16 protein-coding genes and 1 pseudogene are annotated in these 17,355 nt (G+C 50.5%); 4 read left to right on the top strand and 13 right to left on the bottom strand.

All coding sequences use genetic code 11. The features are described from left to right. The first annotated feature begins 72 nt into the window (after nucleotides 1-72). From AJE_RS16980 to AJE_RS16970, 3 genes are read left to right on the top strand one after another with little or no spacing between them, the layout of a single operon-like run. Nucleotides 73-591, top strand: coding sequence for a hypothetical protein (locus AJE_RS16980; protein ID WP_008608278.1), 519 nt, complete (start codon nucleotides 73-75; stop codon nucleotides 589-591). Between the two features lie 22 nt (nucleotides 592-613). Beyond that, the gene (locus AJE_RS16975) at nucleotides 614-2,434 is read left to right on the top strand and encodes a DUF294 nucleotidyltransferase-like domain-containing protein (protein ID WP_008951879.1); all 1,821 of its coding nucleotides are present in this window, start codon (nucleotides 614-616) and stop codon (nucleotides 2,432-2,434) included. Between the two features lie 2 nt (nucleotides 2,435-2,436). Further along, nucleotides 2,437-3,096 carry an exonuclease domain-containing protein gene (locus tag AJE_RS16970; RefSeq protein ID WP_008951878.1) on the top strand — a complete coding sequence of 220 codons (660 nt, stop codon included), beginning with the start codon at nucleotides 2,437-2,439 and terminating at the stop codon, nucleotides 3,094-3,096. A 9-nt stretch (nucleotides 3,097-3,105) separates the two neighbouring features. Here the strand turns inward: AJE_RS16970 and AJE_RS16965 are convergent, their stop codons facing one another. The 6 genes from AJE_RS16965 to AJE_RS16940 form a co-directional block, all read right to left on the bottom strand. After that, a complete protein-coding gene (locus AJE_RS16965; RefSeq protein ID WP_008951877.1) occupies nucleotides 3,106-3,576 on the bottom strand; it encodes a YehS family protein in 471 nt (156 codons plus the stop codon). Between the two features lie 94 nt (nucleotides 3,577-3,670). Beyond that, complete coding sequence (gene efp, locus AJE_RS16960) at nucleotides 3,671-4,228, bottom strand: elongation factor P (RefSeq protein ID WP_008951876.1); 558 nt, start codon at nucleotides 4,226-4,228, stop codon at nucleotides 3,671-3,673. A gap of 21 nt (nucleotides 4,229-4,249) precedes the next feature. Beyond that, on the bottom strand, nucleotides 4,250-5,428 hold the full coding sequence (earP, locus tag AJE_RS16955) for an elongation factor P maturation arginine rhamnosyltransferase EarP (RefSeq protein WP_008951875.1): 1,179 nt from the start codon (nucleotides 5,426-5,428) through the stop codon (nucleotides 4,250-4,252). 9 nt (nucleotides 5,429-5,437) lie between these two features. After that, nucleotides 5,438-5,785 (bottom strand): hypothetical protein, encoded by a 348-nt coding sequence (locus AJE_RS16950; protein WP_008951874.1) that lies wholly within the window; start codon nucleotides 5,783-5,785, stop codon nucleotides 5,438-5,440. Further along, nucleotides 5,779-6,312: a hypothetical protein gene (locus tag AJE_RS16945; protein ID WP_008951873.1), complete on the bottom strand. Its 534-nt coding sequence runs from the start codon at nucleotides 6,310-6,312 to the stop codon at nucleotides 5,779-5,781. Before AJE_RS16945 ends, AJE_RS16950 begins: the two co-directional genes overlap by 7 nt. 12 nt (nucleotides 6,313-6,324) lie before the next feature. After that, nucleotides 6,325-6,948 carry a LysE family translocator gene (locus tag AJE_RS16940; protein WP_008608266.1) on the bottom strand — a complete coding sequence of 208 codons (624 nt, stop codon included), beginning with the start codon at nucleotides 6,946-6,948 and terminating at the stop codon, nucleotides 6,325-6,327. A 132-nt stretch (nucleotides 6,949-7,080) separates the two neighbouring features. Here AJE_RS16940 and AJE_RS16935 point away from each other — a divergent pair, with 132 nt between their 5' ends. Next, nucleotides 7,081-7,275 carry a DUF3185 family protein gene (locus AJE_RS16935; protein ID WP_008951872.1) on the top strand — a complete coding sequence of 65 codons (195 nt, stop codon included), beginning with the start codon at nucleotides 7,081-7,083 and terminating at the stop codon, nucleotides 7,273-7,275. A 72-nt stretch (nucleotides 7,276-7,347) separates the two neighbouring features. Here the strand turns inward: AJE_RS16935 and glnS are convergent, their stop codons facing one another. The 7 genes and pseudogenes from glnS to AJE_RS16900 all read right to left on the bottom strand — a co-directional run bounded on the left by glnS (nucleotide 7,348) and on the right by AJE_RS16900 (nucleotide 17,286). Further along, nucleotides 7,348-9,012: a glutamine--tRNA ligase gene (gene glnS, locus AJE_RS16930; protein ID WP_008951871.1), complete on the bottom strand. Its 1,665-nt coding sequence runs from the start codon at nucleotides 9,010-9,012 to the stop codon at nucleotides 7,348-7,350. A gap of 109 nt (nucleotides 9,013-9,121) precedes the next feature. Then, nucleotides 9,122-10,162, bottom strand: a complete 1,041-nt coding sequence (gene nadR / locus AJE_RS16925; protein WP_008951870.1) for a multifunctional transcriptional regulator/nicotinamide-nucleotide adenylyltransferase/ribosylnicotinamide kinase NadR — start codon at nucleotides 10,160-10,162, stop codon at nucleotides 9,122-9,124. Then, entirely contained in the window at nucleotides 10,159-10,956 is a 798-nt protein-coding gene (gene pnuC, locus AJE_RS16920; RefSeq protein ID WP_237709391.1) for a nicotinamide riboside transporter PnuC, read from the bottom strand. Before pnuC ends, nadR begins: the two co-directional genes overlap by 4 nt. A 71-nt stretch (nucleotides 10,957-11,027) precedes the next feature. Beyond that, a complete protein-coding gene (gene sucD / locus AJE_RS16915) occupies nucleotides 11,028-11,900 on the bottom strand; it encodes a succinate--CoA ligase subunit alpha (RefSeq protein WP_008951868.1) in 873 nt (290 codons plus the stop codon). A gap of 10 nt (nucleotides 11,901-11,910) precedes the next feature. Beyond that, complete coding sequence (gene sucC / locus AJE_RS16910) at nucleotides 11,911-13,077, bottom strand: ADP-forming succinate--CoA ligase subunit beta (protein ID WP_008951867.1); 1,167 nt, start codon at nucleotides 13,075-13,077, stop codon at nucleotides 11,911-11,913. 139 nt (nucleotides 13,078-13,216) lie between these two features. After that, nucleotides 13,217-14,413: pseudogene (gene odhB / locus AJE_RS16905) on the bottom strand (2-oxoglutarate dehydrogenase complex dihydrolipoyllysine-residue succinyltransferase); the annotation flags it as partial. 62 nt (nucleotides 14,414-14,475) lie between these two features. Continuing rightward, nucleotides 14,476-17,286 (bottom strand): 2-oxoglutarate dehydrogenase E1 component, encoded by a 2,811-nt coding sequence (locus tag AJE_RS16900; protein WP_008951865.1) that lies wholly within the window; start codon nucleotides 17,284-17,286, stop codon nucleotides 14,476-14,478. Nucleotides 17,287-17,355 lie beyond the last annotated feature (69 nt).

Genomic DNA, 17,355 nt, shown 5'->3' with positions numbered 1-17,355 from the left:
GATAGCAGAAACGAGACTTCTGCAGTACACTCGGGCTTTCAACAGAAAGCCCGAATTTTTAGGAAGATAACTATGTTGTGGGAATTAATTGCAACTTTTTCTGCTGGTTTAGGTGCTGCCGGTATCGCGCTGGTACTCAGATTACTAACACTTAAAAAGTTACCGAGCTGGATTATTCCGGTTGCCGCCGGTGCCGGTATGCTCGGCTATCAGATTGTTAATGAATATACCTGGTTTGACCATCAAAGCAGCCTGTTACCCGCAGGAGTAAAGGTGGTTCGTACCGTGGAAGAAACCGCCGCCTGGCGGCCCTGGAGTTATTTATATCCACAAACGATGCGATTTTTGGCTGCCGATATCGAAAACGCAGCCCGCAATCAACGTAATCCGGAGGTGTATCTGGTCGACCTCTATATTTTTGAGCGCCGGATGAGCGCGCGTCGGATCCCACAGGTTGTGCACTGTGGCAAACAGGCCAGGGCCGACTTTACCGATAGCCTGGAAATCCCACAGCCCGGAGCTGAGCTGGGGGCTGAGTGGTTCCCGCTGGAAACCAGCGATCTGTTGTACCAGTACCTGTGCCAGGAATAAGTGTTATCACTAAGGTTAAGTTATGGAAGTTGCTGAAGTTACCAATTTTTTAAAACAAACCATTCCTTTTGAACAACTGGGTTTGGCGCAACTTGCCGAGTTAGCCGCGCATTTTAATGTTTACTATTGCCAGGCCGGTGAGCATCTTGAAATCAATCAGGAGCGGCTGCTGATTGTCCGCACCGGCATCTTCGCCCTTTTCAGTGACCAGCAACAACTGCTGACCAAGCTGGAAGAAGGCGACTTTTATGGTTACCAGCTGCTGCTTACCGGTCTGGCTGACAACGACCGGCTGGTCTGTGAAGAAGATGGCCTGGTGTACTGGTTACCCAGTGATGTGTTTCATCAGCTGCGTTATCAGTACAAAAATATTGATATTTTCTTTCAGCGCCTGTTTGGCCGCCGGTTACATCAGTATAAAGAGCAACAAAGCTCGCGTTTTACGCTAAAGGTTGCCGATATCGTGCAGGCCAGAAAAGTCGCGATCAGTGGCGAACAGGATGTGCAGCAAGCGGCCCGGCTGATGTCAGAAAAACGGGTTTCATCCCTGTTGGTGGAAGATGATAACCGTTTGATTGGCATTCTAACTGACCGCGACCTGCGTAGCCGGGTGCTGGCGGCTGGCCTGCCTCCCACTACCGCTATTAAAGAGGTGATGACGCCTAAGCCCTATACCATTGAAAAGCATGCTTATTTATTTGAAGCGGTACAACTGATGAGCCGCTTTAATGTACATCATTTACCGGTGGTCGATCAGGGTTTAAGTTTCAGTATGATTACCGCCACCGATATTATCCGCTCGCAGCAAGATCACCCGGTCTATCTGATTGGTGAGATCCATCGTCAATCCAGTTTGGATGGCCTGGAGCACTGCAGCCTGCAAATCAATAATCTGGCGCAAATCCTCGGTAAACAGCAGGTGCCGGCTTATGAGGCTGGCCATATTATCACTACCATTACTGACGCCTTTACCCAGCGCCTGATTAAGCTGGCCCAGCAGGAGCTCGGCCCCGCCCCCTGTGTATTTAGCTGGCTTAGCTTTGGCTCGCAAGCCAGAATGGATCAAAGTATCAACGCCGATCAGGATAATGCGCTGTTGCTGGAAAAAGAGCCGGTCGGCGACGTTGCCGACTATTTCAGTCAACTGGCTGACTTCGTCTGCCAGGGCCTGGCGCGCTGCGGTATTAAACTCTGTCCGGGTAATATTATGGCGTCTAACCCGGAACTAAGGATGAGCCTGAAAGGCTGGTCCGGCAAATTTAGCAAATGGATCGCCGCCCCCACCCCGGATGCGATCTTAAAATCGACCATCTTCTTTGATATGCGGGTCGTCGAAGGCTCGAAAGGCCTGTTTAATGCCTTGCAACAGGATATTCTGGCGCGCACCAATAACTCGCTGTTTCTAATGCATATGGCGCAGACCGCGTTACAACGCACCGCGCCGCTGAGTTTCCTGCGGAATTTTATTCTGGAACATGATGGCAAACAGAAAAAAGGCCTGGACCTGAAAAAGCGTGGCATCAGTTTAATCACCGATATTGTCCGGGTCTATGCGCTGGCTAACGGCGTGCTGGAAGTCAATACCCGCAGCCGCCTGCAGCAACTGGCCGTAGACGGCGTATTGGACAGTAAGGATACTCAGAATTTATGCGACGCCTTTGATGTCCTGGCACAGCTGCGCTGGGATAAGCATTTGCATGATTTGGATCAGGGGCACGATGCCAGCAATTTGCTGGATCCGGCAGTGCTCTCCGGTCTGCAACGTCATCAGCTAAAGGACAGCTTTGCGGTAATCAACGCCGCCCAATCCTCCCTTAAACACCGGTTCTGTAAGGAGGTATAAAAATGTTGGGTTGGCTGAAGAAAAAACCACCACTTTATAGCGCAGTACAAGCCTTTAATCAGGTCAGTATCCCTGCAGCCAACACACCGGCCCGGGATTGCCATTATCTGGCACTGGATTTAGAGCTCACCGGCCTGCATGCCAAACAAGATCATATCGTCAGTATCGGCTGGGTACCTATTCGCAACCAACAAATCTGTTTAAGTGAAGCCAGACATTATTTATTCCGACCACCAACCAGTGTCGGCCAGAGTGCTATTTATCATGGCGTGCATGACAAGGATCTGAAAAACGCCAGCGAGCTGGCAGATGTATTGCTGCAACTATTACAGGACTATGCCGGCTATGTGTTTGTCGCACATCACTGCCGGCTGGACCGGGCCTTTTTACAAATTGCGTATCAACGCTTGTTTGGCAAGGCGCCGAACATGCAGTTTATGGATACGCTGAATATCGAATGGCACCGTATGCAAAAACAAGGCACGGTGATGAAAAAGGATGCACTGCGCTTGCCGCAATCTCTGGCCCGGCATAAATTGCCGGTCAGTGCTCAGCATCATGCGCTGGAAGATGCCTACGGTTGCGCCCTATTGTTTCTGAGCCAGCTGAAAAAAAGCCACCCACACATCACCCTGGGCGATTTGTTAGTACAAAGCAGTTAGCGCAGAAATTTACTCGCTAGTGCCCGGGCGCAGTTTTAACTGCAGGCCTTTTAACACATTGCGCAACACCTGCGCCTGACATTGCCGGTAGTGCGGGTGATCGGGTTTACGGAAAAAGGCACTCAGCTCTGAGCGACCAAGCCGGAAATTGGCCAATTGCAGCAATTCCAGAAAGTCGTCATCGCGCAGATTGAACGCAATCTTCAATTTACGCAGGATCAGGTTATTATTCAGCCGACTCTCCGCAACCGGTTGTTCGCCTTCGCGCATCCCTCTTTTGCTGGTGATCAGGCCATTTAAAAACTGCGCCAATTCAATATCCAGCAAGGCAACAAATTCCGGATCTTCGTCCTTGGCCAACCAGCTAATAATTTGCTCCTTAGTGGCGACCAGGCCGCCCAGCGCAAAGGTTGCTGCCAGATTGCTGTTGTTGATGTTTAGAATATAGCGTAACCGACGCAGGATATCGTTGTTAGTCATGGCAGGGGTCCGGCTGTGTTAAGCAATAAGAGAGAGCAGTAAAAAGAGAGCAACAGTAAAAAAGGCGCTGACGCGCCTTTTTTGTTACCGGCCATTATTTGGCGCGGCTGCGGTACTCGTCGGTACGGGTATCGATTTCGATCTTGTCACCTTCTTCCACGAAAGCAGGCACCATCAGTTCAAAACCGGTTTCGATTTTCGCTGGCTTCATCACTTTACCAGAGGTATCGCCACGGGCGGCTGGTTCAGTGTAAGTGACAGTGCGCACGACCACAGTTGGCAGATCAACAGAGATTGGACGCTCACCGTAGAACACGACTGAACACTCCATGCCATCAACCAGATATTTCAGGGCTTCGCCCATATATTCGGCTTCGATCTCATACTGATTGTACTCAGCATCCATAAACACGTACATCGGATCGGCGAAGTAAGAATAGGTAACTTCTTTGGTTTCCAGCATCACTTGCTCAAACTTGTCATCAGCACGGTAAACCGTTTCTGTACCCTGACCGTTCAGCAGGTTCTTTAATTTCATTTTAACTACAGCAGCGTTACGGCCTGATTTGTTAAATTCGGCTTTGATCACTACCATGGCTTCGTTACCAACCATGATTACCTGGCCGGCGCGGACTTCTTGAGCTGTCTTCATCATAATAAAAAGATCTTCTGGTTAGGAAAAATTGCGAGGCATTATAATTTTTTTTTCAACAAAACGCACGAGGTTAGTCGCAAGATCGCCATTGGCGATAAGCTGCGCCCGCCACTCCCGGTTTTTTTGTTCTATTTCATCAAGTTGCTGTACAAAGTCCAGCCAAGTGCTGCTAAGCGCCTGCTCGGTATTCCAGCCTAACCAGAATTGCCAGACTGCCGTTGCCAGCTGTGGCGGCCAATTCTGACTATAACGTTGATAGAACGCAGATAACTTTTCCAGATGAGCCTGTTCCGCCTGGCGGTAGATTTGCCAGATAAAGGGTTTCGCCGCCCACTGGGCACGAATGATCGAGTCTTCCCCACGGACAAAGTTGATATCACAGGCCGCTAGCAGTAAATCATAATCGGGTTGTGGTAAGAACGGCAAAATACAGAGTTTAAGCTGCCCTTGTTGCCAGGGTTTACCCCGCGCCAAACCAGGACACAGCGCCATCGCTTGCTCTGCCAGGGTACCTTCCGGGATCAGGCATAGGGTACTGTCGGCTTGCTGTTGCCAGAGCTGCAATAAACCAGCCAGTTGCTGCTGCGAATAAGCAAATAGCGAAATCCGGCGGGAGAAGTCTAAAGCATCATCCAGCTGTAATTGCTGCCAGAAACGCTGCTGTGCGGCCCGGTCACTGGCAAACTGGTTCAGTTGTGTGATTAGCTGCTGCTCGCGGAGTAAACCACCGGTTTTTGCAGTAAAGCCTGGGAAAAAGAAGTATTTATTCAGCGGTAATTGCGGCTGTGGTGAGGCCAGTGTATGACAGTTTTCCACCCAGGCTTCAGCTGACAGGTACTCCAGATTTAGCCACAGCGGAGGCACGGCCTGCACGGCCATCTGCTGCTGATAGGCAAAGGGAATGGTGCAGGCCAGCGCCTCAATCACCACCTCTGCCGGCGTGATAGTGCGCCAGTTGAGATCCGGTTGCCAGTGACAAATCACTACCCCAGCCAGGTGTTGTTCCGGCAAAGTAGGTTCAACGTCAGGACAGATCCGCTGAAAACTCGCCAAATCATCAACCCATAGCCGGACCGGTAACTGGAATTCGGCAGCTAACTGACGGCACAGGCGCCAGCAAATGCCAATATCGCCAAAGTTATCTACAACGCTGCAGAAGATTTCCCAGCGCAGCTTACGGGTATTATCGCTTGACATAGCCTGGACCTAAAAAAAATGCAGGCGGATTATAGCGGATAAGGCTTTTAAAAACAGAAAAAACCAGCTGAGCAAGATCAGCGTCAGGAGTGCTGCCAGTAACCCTTGCCACAGCATCGCCAAAGCACGCCGCCAGCGACTGACGGGTGCTGGCCGCTCGGTGCCGAAAAATTGCACTAACAACAGTAAACACAGGAACAAGATGGCGCTAACCAGGGTGGGTAGCAAATAAGGTCCCTGCCCGTTCCCCGGTAATAACTGCCAGATAAAACCCGCAGCCGTTAGCAAGGCCGCCAGCAATAGCAGCAGTCGCCAGGGCTTTAAGCCGCGTGCCAGCGCACGGTAATGCCCTAGCACAGCGTCGCCTCAGCGTGCAGTAAGGTCAGTGGAAATAACGGTAAAATGCCGGAGATGCCCAACATATCGCCCACCACCCAGATCTGCTCAAACGGATGCAGCTTGGGTAAATGCAGTTTGTCACAGTGTGCCAGCATATCTTCGCGCCGCCACAATGGGTTAGCATTGCGGATCACCAGCCAGACCCGCTGGCTGTCATAGTATTTTTGGGCTTTATTACAGATAATACGGTTTAACGCCTCCAACATCCGCTGCTCGACCGGTAAGCGCAATAAAGCCAGTAATTCCTGATGCGTTTGCTGGCTAAGCTCCCGCCCCAGGATATGCATGGCTTCGGCTTCACTGCCATAGAGATGCGCAATTTCCAAATCCAGACGTTGACTATCGTAATAACATGACACATCCGGCCGTCTGGGTTCATTGTGCCAGATATGCCGCATCTTAATGCCAAAACGCTGCTCATAGTGCCGCATAAAGATCCGGGCGGCTTCATGCTCCAGTGCCACTTTCTCTGCTGCTGCATTCATCACTGTTATCCGCTATTGGGCAGGACTGAGGTAATACTGCCAGATTTCGATCACAACAGGTAACACTGACAGTAAAAGGATCAGAGCCATCAGCAGATTAAAGATCCGCTGCGCCACAGCATTATTCAACAGCTTACGCAGCCCAGCTCCGAACAGCATCCAGACGCCAACACAGGGAAAGGCCACCAGTAAAAAGGCCAGCGTAATCATCAATACCTGCCACCAATAGACACCGGTTACCGAGGTAAAGGCCGCAACAGCGCCTGAGGCCATCACCCAGGCTTTACCATTAACCCATTGGAAGGCGGCAGCTTGCCAGAAATTCAGTGGCTTACTCTTGCCAGTGGCAATGGTTTCCGGCCGTGCGCTGGCAATTTTCCATGCCAGATATAACAGATAGGCGGTACCTAACACTTTAATTAACTGATGCAGATGCGGATAACGGTCAAATACCAGACCAAAGCCCAGCCCCACCAATAACACCATCAGCGGGAAACCGAGACAGATCCCCAGCCAATGCGGCAAACTGGCTTTAACACCGTAGTTTACTCCGGAAGACATAATCATAATGTTATTCGGTCCCGGCGTAATCGTTGTCGAAAAAGCAAAGAATAAAACGGCTAAAAAAATTTCCATCACTTCATCCGCTAAAGAATTCACCCAAAGTTAAGTTAATTTAGCTACAGTAAAACAGTATGTTGACCATCGCGGTCACCTCAGAACCTAAAGTTAACTGCTTTTAACACCGTAACACAACAGGAGAATGTGATGAATAAGATAATCGGACTAGCTTTACTGGTAGCAGGCGCCATCCTACTGTATTTCGGTTATACCGAGTACAATTCAACGGCATCCAAAGTAACTGAGATGGTGACCGGGAATCCCACTGATAATGCCATCTGGTTTTTGGTGGGCGGGGCTATTGCCGCCATTATTGGGGTTGGCATGCTGTTAAAGAAATAGCAGTGACCAAAATAGCTGTTGCAGCAATATCAGAGGTAGCGGCAGGCTAACGCCTGCCGCCTTTAACGCAGCTTACTCTTCGTCTTTACCCCAGCTATCACGCAAGCCGACGGTACGGTTAAATACCAGCTTGGTGGGCTGTGAGTCCCTGTTATCGGCGCAGTAATAACCTTCGCGTTCAAACTGATACGCCTTTTCCGCAACCGCGGTTTGCAGCGAGGGTTCGGCAAAGCCGTGCTTCACTACCAGTGAGTTAGGATTTACCGTGCTGATAAAGTCTTCTTCCGCCGCCGGATTGGCCACGCTGAACAGACGGTCATACACCCGGAACTCGGCAGGCAGGGCCTGACTTTGTTCAACCCAATGGATCACGCCGCGAACCTTACGACCATCGGCCGGGTTTTCCCCCAGGGTTTCCGGCAGATAAGTACAGTTCAGCGCGATCACTTCGCCCTGCTCATTTTTAATCACTTCATCGGCATGGATCACATAAGCATTGCGCAGCCGCACATCGCCACCTAACACCAGCCGCTTATACTTTTTGTTGGCTTCTTCCCGGAAGTCAGCACGGTCAATATAGAGCTCACGGCCAAATGGTAGTTTACGCTCACCCATATCTTCTTTTGGATGGTTCGGCGCAGTTAACCACTCCAGCTTGTCGGCCGGATAGTTAGTAATGGTCACTTTGATTGGGTCCAGTACAGCCATCGCCCGCGGTGCTGTCGCATCCAGATCTTCCCGGATACAGGCTTCCAGCGCGCTCATCTCAATCACGTTATCTTGTTTGGTAATACCGATGCGCTTGGCGAATTCACGGATCGCGGATGGCGTGTAGCCACGACGGCGCAAACCGGCAATGGTCGGCATCCGCGGATCATCCCAGCCACTGACCAGCTGTTGCTCAACCAGTGTTTGCAGCTTACGCTTACTCATCACTGCAAATTCCAGATTCAAGCGCGAAAATTCGATTTGCTGCGGGTGACAAGGAATGGTGATGTTATCCAGGATCCAGTCATATAGACGGCGGTTATCCTGAAACTCCAGCGTACACAGCGAGTGCGTAATACCTTCCAGCGCGTCCGAAATACAATGGGTAAAATCGTACATCGGGTAAATGCACCAGTTATCACCGGTTTGATGGTGATGGGCAAACTTAATCCGGTAAATCACCGGGTCCCGCATACAGATAAAGCTGGAGGCCATATCAATTTTTGCGCGCAGGGAACATTCACCCTCTTTAAAACCACCGGCACGCATTTTTTCAAACAGCGCCAGATTCTCTGCCGGGCTGGTGTCGCGGTATGGGCTGGGTTTGCCAGGCTGGGTCAGATTACCGCGGTATTCACGCATTTGCTCCGCATTCAGGAAACAAACATAAGCCAGGCCTTTGTTGATCAGCTCAACAGCATAACCATACAGCTGCTCGAAATAATCAGAAGAGTAACGCACTGTACCGGACCACTGAAAGCCCAGCCAGTTCACGTCGCGCTGAATCGATTCCACAAATTCAACGTTTTCTTTTTCAGGGTTGGTGTCGTCAAAACGCAGATTACACTGCCCCTGATAATCTTCGGCGATGCCAAAGTTTAAACAAATCGATTTTGCATGGCCGATATGCAAATAACCGTTTGGTTCAGGCGGAAAACGGGTTTGCACACTGTGATGTTTGCCACTGGCCAGATCGGCATCAATAATTTGCCGGATAAAGTTAGTTGGGCGATTCGCGACGTCCGACATAAACTGCATAATCCTATAAAACGAATACATAAATGATGCGGCATTATAGCAGCGAAAAGCCCGCTGGCTATATCTGGCTGTAATGCCTACTGAGATTTTCCGCCCAGTGCTATCTGGCGGCCAATAAGGCATCAACAGCGCCGATACAAGCCTCCAGCCGTTCATAATAATTAGCTGAACTGACCCGCAGGATCCGTTCAGCGGGAAAACCGTACTGCTGATAAAGCGCCAATAACTGCTCGAAGCTTTGCTGACGCACATCGGGATCGCCCAGTTCACGCATACCATCCGCCACCCAGGGCACCGTTGGCTCCAGCGCGATAATCAAGTCATACTTGTTGGGGTCGATAAAGCTTTCAATCCGGCTGGCCAACTGACCAAGAAACACCTGACTAAAAAAGGCGGTTACCACCGCATCGGTATCAAAAAAACAGACTTTGTTGGCACTGCGTAGCGCCTGATAATCCTGCTCATACTGCAGATGGGTAATACGATTAAAATCTTCCAGGTTAAAGAGATCGCCATTACCGCCGACCACCTCTTCCTGATAATCCCGCCCCAGCTCTTCTGACCAGGAGGTGCAGTACACCTTTGCCAGCTTGCGGGTTAACGTCGTTTTACCACAAGACTCAGGCCCGGTAATCAGTACCTTACGGGCAAAAAATGGCCGCGCGGCACCAGCAATATAATCCCAGTGTAAATAGGGATGATTGCGGATCTCAGTGCCACTAATCGGCCACTGGGTACGCTGTGGATCCAACACCTGATACTGAATATCCGGAAAATGCTGCTGATGACCAGTGCGGTAGCTTTCTTCACCACCGAAAATCAGCTGAAAAGGTACCGGTACACTTTGCCGCAATAAGGCCGCATACTCGCCCCAACCTTGAGGAAAAGGCGGAATATGCCCTTCCTGTTGTAACAGCACCTTAATACCCAGGCCTTGCAGCTCCTGCGATAACCAGCGTTGGCGCAGGACCCCATCGATATAAGGAATACCGGCCTGGGCGCAGAGTTCACCATCTTCCTGTGGCCGCTCACTGATCACCACATAGAGTTCATCGCAGAGCGCATGGGCGCGTAAAATGGCGGTCAAATGACCACGGTGTGGCGGTAAAAATTTACCCGGGAAAACCCCTACTCTGTTCACGCTGCTTTCGCTCCACGATGCCAGCTAACGGCACCATATACTGAATTAACTAAAAAGGCGATCCACATTAATAAGGTAGGAACCGCATAAGGCGCTGAGTCCGGCGTGGTTAACAGCACCAGACTCCAGGCAAAGATGGTCAGCACATTGGTGGCTATCCAGAATGGCCACTGCGCAGCAAACATCCGGATCATTAACAATTGTGCGGTAATTTGCAGTACCACCGTGCTGGCATCCAGTAAAGGGCCACTCAGGCCAAAACCCGTCAACGTCTGCAGGCTATCATAGACCGCAGAGTTGCGCTTTAACGCGTCACTGATAAAGCCATCCAGGCCATTGAGCATTTGCGCTAAGGCTGTAATACCAAACCCTACCAGTAACAGCACCCAACACCAATGCCAACCGAGACGCCGCACCCTGACCTGTCGGGTTTCACTGTGTAACTGATGGCGCCAACTATAATAAATAAAGAATTGTGCCGGTAAAAAGTAAAACCAATTTAATAACCAGTCACCATAATAGCCTGAGGTCCAGGCAATCAGGCCGTAGCTGCTGGCACTGATTAGGCCCCAAATCCAGTTTGACAGTAAGCCTTTGGCCACCATCACCACGCAAAGCACGCCGCTGATAGCACTCAGCGGGCTGATCAGCCAGTTCAGTGTAATTGAACGCCAGCTTTGCCAATCAGTGCCCGTACTGCTAAACCAGAGCGTACTGAGCGTAATAATCAGTAAGAACACGGCTAACCAGTATCGCTCGTAGCGATTCAGCCGGGTTAAATCTTGCCAAAGCATCGGATTACCTAAATTCATTAACAAAAAAACCCGCTCAGATGAGCGGGTTTTCAGACTAACACAGTAATAGCTTACCAGCCAGTCAGCTCTTTCAGGGCTTTACCGATATCGGCTAAGCTCTTCACGGTTTTTACACCAGCGTCTTCTAACGCAGCAAATTTCTCATCAGCAGTACCTTTACCACCAGAGATGATGGCGCCAGCATGGCCCATGCGCTTACCAGCAGGTGCAGTGACACCGGCAATATAAGATACCACTGGCTTAGTGACGTGTGCTTTGATGTAAGCTGCAGCTTCTTCTTCAGCAGAACCACCGATTTCACCGATCATCACGATGGCTTCAGTTTGAGGATCTTCCTGGAATAACTTCAGAATATCGATAAAGTTAGAACCCGGGATTGGGTCACCACCGATACCAACACAGGTAGACTGACCAAAACCGTAATCAGTGGTTTGCTTAACGGCTTCATAAGTCAGGGTGCCTGAACGTGACACGATACCGACTTTACCTGGCTTGTGAATGTGGCCTGGCATAATACCAATCTTACATTCACCTGGCGTGATGACGCCTGGGCAGTTCGGGCCGATTAAGCGTACGCCTAATTCGTCACATTTTACTTTGGCATCCAGCATATCTAACGTCGGGATACCTTCAGTGATACAGACGATCAGTTTGATACCGGCGTTAGCTGCTTCCAGGATAGAATCCTTACAGAATGGTGCTGGTACATAGATCACAGAAGCTTCTGCGCCAGTGGCGTCAACCGCTTCTTTTACCGTGTTAAACACTGGCAGACCTAAATGCGTTTGACCGCCTTTACCCGGTGTTACACCGCCAACCATTTTGGTACCGTAAGCAATAGCTTGCTCAGAGTGGAAAGTACCCTGGGCGCCAGTGAAACCCTGACAAATTACTTTGGTGTCTTTGTTAATTAAAACGCTCATTGCTTACCCCTTATGCCTTGGCCGCAGCTGCAACCACTTTCTGGGCAGCGCCAGTTAAGTCGGTATCAGCAATAATGTTCAGGCCACTTTCTGACAGTACCTTCGCGCCCAGTTCAGCGTTGTTACCTTGTAACCGCACGACTACCGGTACTTTAACGCCAACTTCTTTTACGGCGCCGATCACACCTTCAGCGATCATGTCACAACGCACGATACCACCGAAGATATTGATAAATACTGCTTTAACGGCAGCGTCAGACAGGATAATTTTGAATGCTTCTACAACGCGCTCTTTGGTCGCGCCGCCGCCAACGTCCAGGAAGTTAGCTGGTTGGCCACCGTGTAATTTTACGATGTCCATGGTACCCATGGCTAAGCCGGCACCGTTAACCATACAACCGATATCACCACCTAAAGCAACATAGTTCAGTTCCCATGATGCCGCGTGAGCTTCACGAGGATCTTCCTGTGACGGATCCTGCATCGCTTTTAAATCCGGGTGACGGTATAAGGCGTTACCATCGATAACCAGCTTGGCATCTAAACAGTGCAGATCGCCGGCTGGTGTAATAACCAGTGGGTTTACTTCTAACAGCGCCAGATCTTTATCCTGGAACAGTTTCGCTAAACCTAAGAAGATTTTAACAAACTGGTTAACTTGCTTGCCTTCCAGGCCCAGTTTGAATGCCAGTTCACGACCTTGGTATGGCTGAGCGCCAACCAGTGGGTCAACAGTGGCTTTTAAGATTTTTTCCGGGGTTTCGTGGGCAACTTTTTCAATTTCCACGCCACCTTCAGTAGAGGCCATAAACACGATACGGCGTGAAGAGCGATCCACTACCGCACCTAAATACAGCTCTTTGGCGATATCAGTACAGGTTTCTACCAGAATACGGCTAACTGGCTGACCTTTCTCGTCTGTCTGGTAAGTTACCAGATTCTTACCCAGCCATTTTTCTGCGAAGGCGCGAATTTCGTCCTTGCTCTTGACCAGCTTTACGCCGCCCGCTTTACCGCGGCCACCAGCGTGAACCTGAGCCTTAACAACAAACATATCGCCGCCGATCTGATCAGCTGCGGCAACTGCTTCTTCTACAGTGGCTGCAGCGATGCCTTTAGATACAGGCAAACCATATTGGGCAAACAGTTGCTTACCCTGATACTCGTGCAAATTCATGGCTATTTTCCGTTCATTTTTGATTGAAGGCTGCAGTTATCGCAGCCTGTCGTTTAGGTCGGCGCGCATTATAGCGCCAACCCGATGTATTTAAAAACGCTGTTGCGCAAACAACAGCATTTTTATCCGCTTTTACCGCTTAGATATCCAGCAGAATACGGGTTGGGTCTTCCAGTAACTCTTTTACAGTAACCAGGAAGCCCACAGACTCTTTACCATCGATAATCCGGTGGTCGTAAGACAGCGCCAGATACATCATTGGTAGAATTTCCATCTTACCGTCTACCACCATCACGCGGTCCTGGATCTTGTGCATACCCAAAATAGCGGACTGTGGTGGATTGATAATTGGCGTAGACATCAGAGAGCCGAACACACCACCGTTAGTGATAGTGAAGTTACCGCCCATCAGGTCGTCCATCGCCAGCTTGCCATCACGGCCTTTGATGGCCAGATCTTTAATCGCTTTTTCGATTTCGGCCAGATTCATCTTGTCACAGTCACGCAGTACTGGCGTTACCAGACCACGAGGTGTAGATACCGCGATACTGACATCGAAGTAGTTGTGATAAACGATATCATCACCATCGATCGCCGCATTCACTTCCGGGAAGCGTTTCAGGGCTTCGGTAACTGCTTTAACATAGAACGACATAAAACCTAAACGGATACCATGACGCTTCTCAAACACGTCCTGATACTGCTTACGCAGATCCATAATGGGCTTCATGTTCACTTCATTGAACGTCGTTAACATAGCGGTAGAGTTTTTCGCTTCCAGTAAGCGGTTCGCGATGGTCTTACGCAAACGGGTCATCGGTACGCGTTTCTGGCTACGGTCACCGGCAGCAACCACAGGTGCGGTAGCGGCAGGCGCAGCGGCTTTAGCAGGTGCACCGGCTAAGAATTTTTCAACGTCTTCTTTGGTGACACGGCCGTTTTTGCCGGTGCCTTTGATTTTGCTGGCATCCAGACCTTTTTCGGCAATTAAACGACGCACTGACGGGCTTAAGGCATCATCACTGTCATCGCTGGCAGCTGGCGCAGCGGCGGCTGGTGCAGTCTCTGCTTTTGGTGCGTCAGCTTTCGCAGCTGGTGCACCACCGGCAGACATCTTACCAATGACCTGCTCAGCAGTTACAGTGGCGCCAACATCATGCAGGATCTCGCCCATCACGCCATCGGCCTGAGCGACGACTTCCAGCACAACTTTGTCGGTTTCGATATCGACTAATACCTGATCACGGCTTACGGCTTCACCGGTTTTTACGTGCCAGGTGGCGATAGTTGCATCTGCAACAGATTCCGGTAATACGGGTACTTTAATTTCCACTTTTTCACCTTTAACGGTTGGTCTTATCAGTTATAACAGCCCGCCACAGCGGGCTGCAAAGCGTTTTATTTCAGTGTCAGGGCGTCATTTACCAGCGCTTGCTGCTGCTTGTTATGTACCGACAGGTAACCAACAGCAGGTGAAGACGAAGCTTCACGACCGGCATAGGTCAGCTTAGCGCCTTGCGGAATAGCAGCCCAGAAATGGTGCTGACTGCAGTACCAGGCACCCTGGTTTTGCGGCTCTTCCTGACACCAGACGAAATCGGTGACATGCTGATAGGCTGCCAGCGCTTGCGCCATTTCCTGATGCGGGAATGGATACAGCTGCTCAACCCGGATGATCGCCACGTCTTTCTGCTCGCGCTTACGCCGCTCTTCCAGCAGTTCGTAGTACACCTTACCGCTACAGAACACCACGCGTTTCACATCGGCCGGGTTCAGCTCGTCAATCTCGCCAATCACGTTATGGTAGACGCCTGACGCCAGCTCTTCCAGCGTAGAGGTTGCCAGTGGGTGACGCAGTAACGATTTTGGCGACATCACGATCAATGGCCGGCGCATTGGCCGCACCATCTGCCGACGCAACATATTAAATACCTGAGCCGGTGTGGTTGGCACACAGACTTGCATATTGTGGTCGGCACACAGTTGCAGGAAACGCTCCAAACGGGCTGAAGAGTGCTCCGGGCCCTGGCCTTCGTAACCGTGTGGTAATAACAGCGTTAAACCACAGAGACGACCCCACTTCTGCTCGCCTGAACTTAAGAACTGGTCAATGACCACCTGGGCACCGTTGGCGAAGTCACCAAACTGACCTTCCCAGATCACCATGGCGCGAGGTTCTGCGGTGGCATAACCATATTCAAAGGCCAATACCGCTTCTTCAGACAACGCCGAGTCATAGACCTGAAACACACCCTGTTTCTCGTCAATATGCTCAAGTGGCGTATAAGTGCTGGCATCAGTTTGACTGTGCAGTACTGCATGGCGATGGAAGAAGGTACCACGACCAGAATCCTGACCAACAATCCGCACCCGGCTACCTTCGGCAACCGTAGAAGCGTAGGCCAGAATTTCAGCAAAGCCCCAATCGATTTTCTTCTCACCTTTTAGCATCAGGGCGCGGTCTTCGTAAACACGACCGACCTGACGTTGTAAAGCATGTGCGGCTGGAACCTGGATCGCTTTTTCACCCAGCGCGACCAGTTTCTCCACCGGTACACTGGCGTCGTAAGGACTATCCCAATCTTTATTCAGGTATGGCGTCCAATCAACTGAAGTAGGAGCCATAGGACGCAGTTCTTCTACTACGCAATCACCTTTGTCCAGGGCATCACGATAACCATCAATCAGCGCCTTAACCTCGTCCGCCGTCACAATGCCTTCTAACTGCAGTTTCTCGGCATAGATTTCACGCGGCGTCGGGTGCTTCTTAATCTTCTGGTACATCAGCGGTTGGGTCGCATTCGGCTCATCCGCTTCGTTGTGGCCATTACGACGATAACAAACCAGGTCAATCACCACATCGCGTTTAAAGGTGTTGCGGTAATCTACGGCAAGTTGTGCCACAAATACGACGGCTTCCGGGTCATCACCGTTAACGTGGAAAATTGGCGCCTGTACCATCTTAGCGATATCAGTACAGTAAGGTGTAGAACGCGTGTCTTCCGGGTTAGAGGTGGTAAAGCCAACCTGGTTGTTAATCACGATCCGCACGGTGCCACCCACTTTAAAGGCACGGGTTTGCGACAGGTTAAAGGTTTCGGCTACCACACCCTGACCGGCAAACGCAGAGTCACCGTGAATAGTAATTGGCAGTGCTAAAGAGCCGTCAGTGCAACCACGACGATCTAAGCGGGCGCGCACTGAACCTAACACTACCGGGTTAACAATTTCCAGATGCGACGGGTTAAACGCCAGGGCTAAATGGACGATACCACCTTTGGTTTCAAAGTCAGACGAGAAACCCATGTGGTATTTCACGTCACCGGCACCCACCACTTCGTATTTACCGGCGAACTCGTCAAATAATTTTGACGGGTTTTTACCCAGTACGTTGATCAGCGTATTTAAGCGGCCACGGTGTGCCATACCGATAACAGAGTCCTGTGCGCCCTGCTCACCGGCACGGTGGATCATCGCTTTGAGCATCGGGATCATGGCATCGCCACCTTCCAGACCAAAGCGTTTGGCACCCGGGAATTTTGACCCTAAATATTTTTCCAGGCCATCAGCGGCAACCAGACCTTTTAAGATCTGTAACTTGGTAGCTTTATCATAGCGAGGCTGTGACTGAATGCTCTCCAAACGTTGCTGGATCCAGCGTTTTTCATCAGTCGATACGATGTGCATATACTCAGCACCAATAGAGCCGCAATAAGTGCGCTCCAGGGCTTTGTGCAAATCGCCTAATTTCATCGTTTCCTGACCAGCTGCGAATGATCCAACATGGAACTCTGTATCGTAATCAGCTTCAGACAGTTCATGGTAAGACAATTCAAGGTCACGTACCCTGGGTTGCTTCCATAAATTCAGCGGGTCAAGATTGGCATGCTGGTGACCACGGAACCGATAGGAGTTGATTAATTGCAGCACTTTGACCTGACGGCTGTCGGCACCACTGCCGCTATTGACGACCACCACTTCACGGTGTTTGTTTTTAGCCAGTTCAGCAAACTGTTGCCGGACATCACTGTGCCGGGTTTCGAGATCGACCCCATCGATTTTTGGTAACTTGGCAAAAAATTCGCGCCATTCGTCACCAACACTGGTGGGCTCTGCTAAGTAGGATTCATAGAGTTCATCCACATAGGCCATGTTGCCACCGCCAAGATGTGAAGACTCTAACCACGCCTTCATTACACCTTCGTGCATTTAGTTTCCCTTATTTCTGAGCACCTGGAAAAATTAGCAAAAAAACTGCCGTGCTGCATGCAGCCCGGA

The organism is Alishewanella jeotgali KCTC 22429 (assembly GCF_000245735.1).
GTDB classification, from domain to species: Bacteria; Pseudomonadota; Gammaproteobacteria; order Enterobacterales; family Alteromonadaceae; genus Alishewanella; species Alishewanella jeotgali.
This window is presented reverse-complemented; position numbering and strand designations above follow the sequence as displayed.

Bases quoted from the DNA above. Each gene is read 5' to 3' on its own strand.
- AJE_RS16980 (WP_008608278.1), top strand. From the start codon at position 73: ATGTTGTGGGAATTAATTGCAACTTTTTCTGCTGGTTTAGGTGCTGCC.
- AJE_RS16975 (WP_008951879.1), top strand. From the start codon at position 614: ATGGAAGTTGCTGAAGTTACCAATTTTTTAAAACAAACCATTCCTTTT.
- AJE_RS16970 (WP_008951878.1), top strand. From the start codon at position 2,437: ATGTTGGGTTGGCTGAAGAAAAAACCACCACTTTATAGCGCAGTACAA.
- AJE_RS16965 (WP_008951877.1), bottom strand. From the start codon at position 3,576: ATGACTAACAACGATATCCTGCGTCGGTTACGCTATATTCTAAACATC.
- efp (WP_008951876.1), bottom strand. From the start codon at position 4,228: ATGAAGACAGCTCAAGAAGTCCGCGCCGGCCAGGTAATCATGGTTGGT.
- earP (WP_008951875.1), bottom strand. From the start codon at position 5,428: ATGTCAAGCGATAATACCCGTAAGCTGCGCTGGGAAATCTTCTGCAGC.
- AJE_RS16945 (WP_008951873.1), bottom strand. From the start codon at position 6,312: ATGAATGCAGCAGCAGAGAAAGTGGCACTGGAGCATGAAGCCGCCCGG.
- AJE_RS16940 (WP_008608266.1), bottom strand. From the start codon at position 6,948: ATGGAAATTTTTTTAGCCGTTTTATTCTTTGCTTTTTCGACAACGATT.
- AJE_RS16935 (WP_008951872.1), top strand. From the start codon at position 7,081: ATGAATAAGATAATCGGACTAGCTTTACTGGTAGCAGGCGCCATCCTA.
- glnS (WP_008951871.1), bottom strand. From the start codon at position 9,012: ATGTCGGACGTCGCGAATCGCCCAACTAACTTTATCCGGCAAATTATT.
- pnuC (WP_237709391.1), bottom strand. From the start codon at position 10,956: ATGCTTTGGCAAGATTTAACCCGGCTGAATCGCTACGAGCGATACTGG.
- sucD (WP_008951868.1), bottom strand. From the start codon at position 11,900: ATGAGCGTTTTAATTAACAAAGACACCAAAGTAATTTGTCAGGGTTTC.
- sucC (WP_008951867.1), bottom strand. From the start codon at position 13,077: ATGAATTTGCACGAGTATCAGGGTAAGCAACTGTTTGCCCAATATGGT.
- AJE_RS16900 (WP_008951865.1), bottom strand. From the start codon at position 17,286: ATGCACGAAGGTGTAATGAAGGCGTGGTTAGAGTCTTCACATCTTGGC.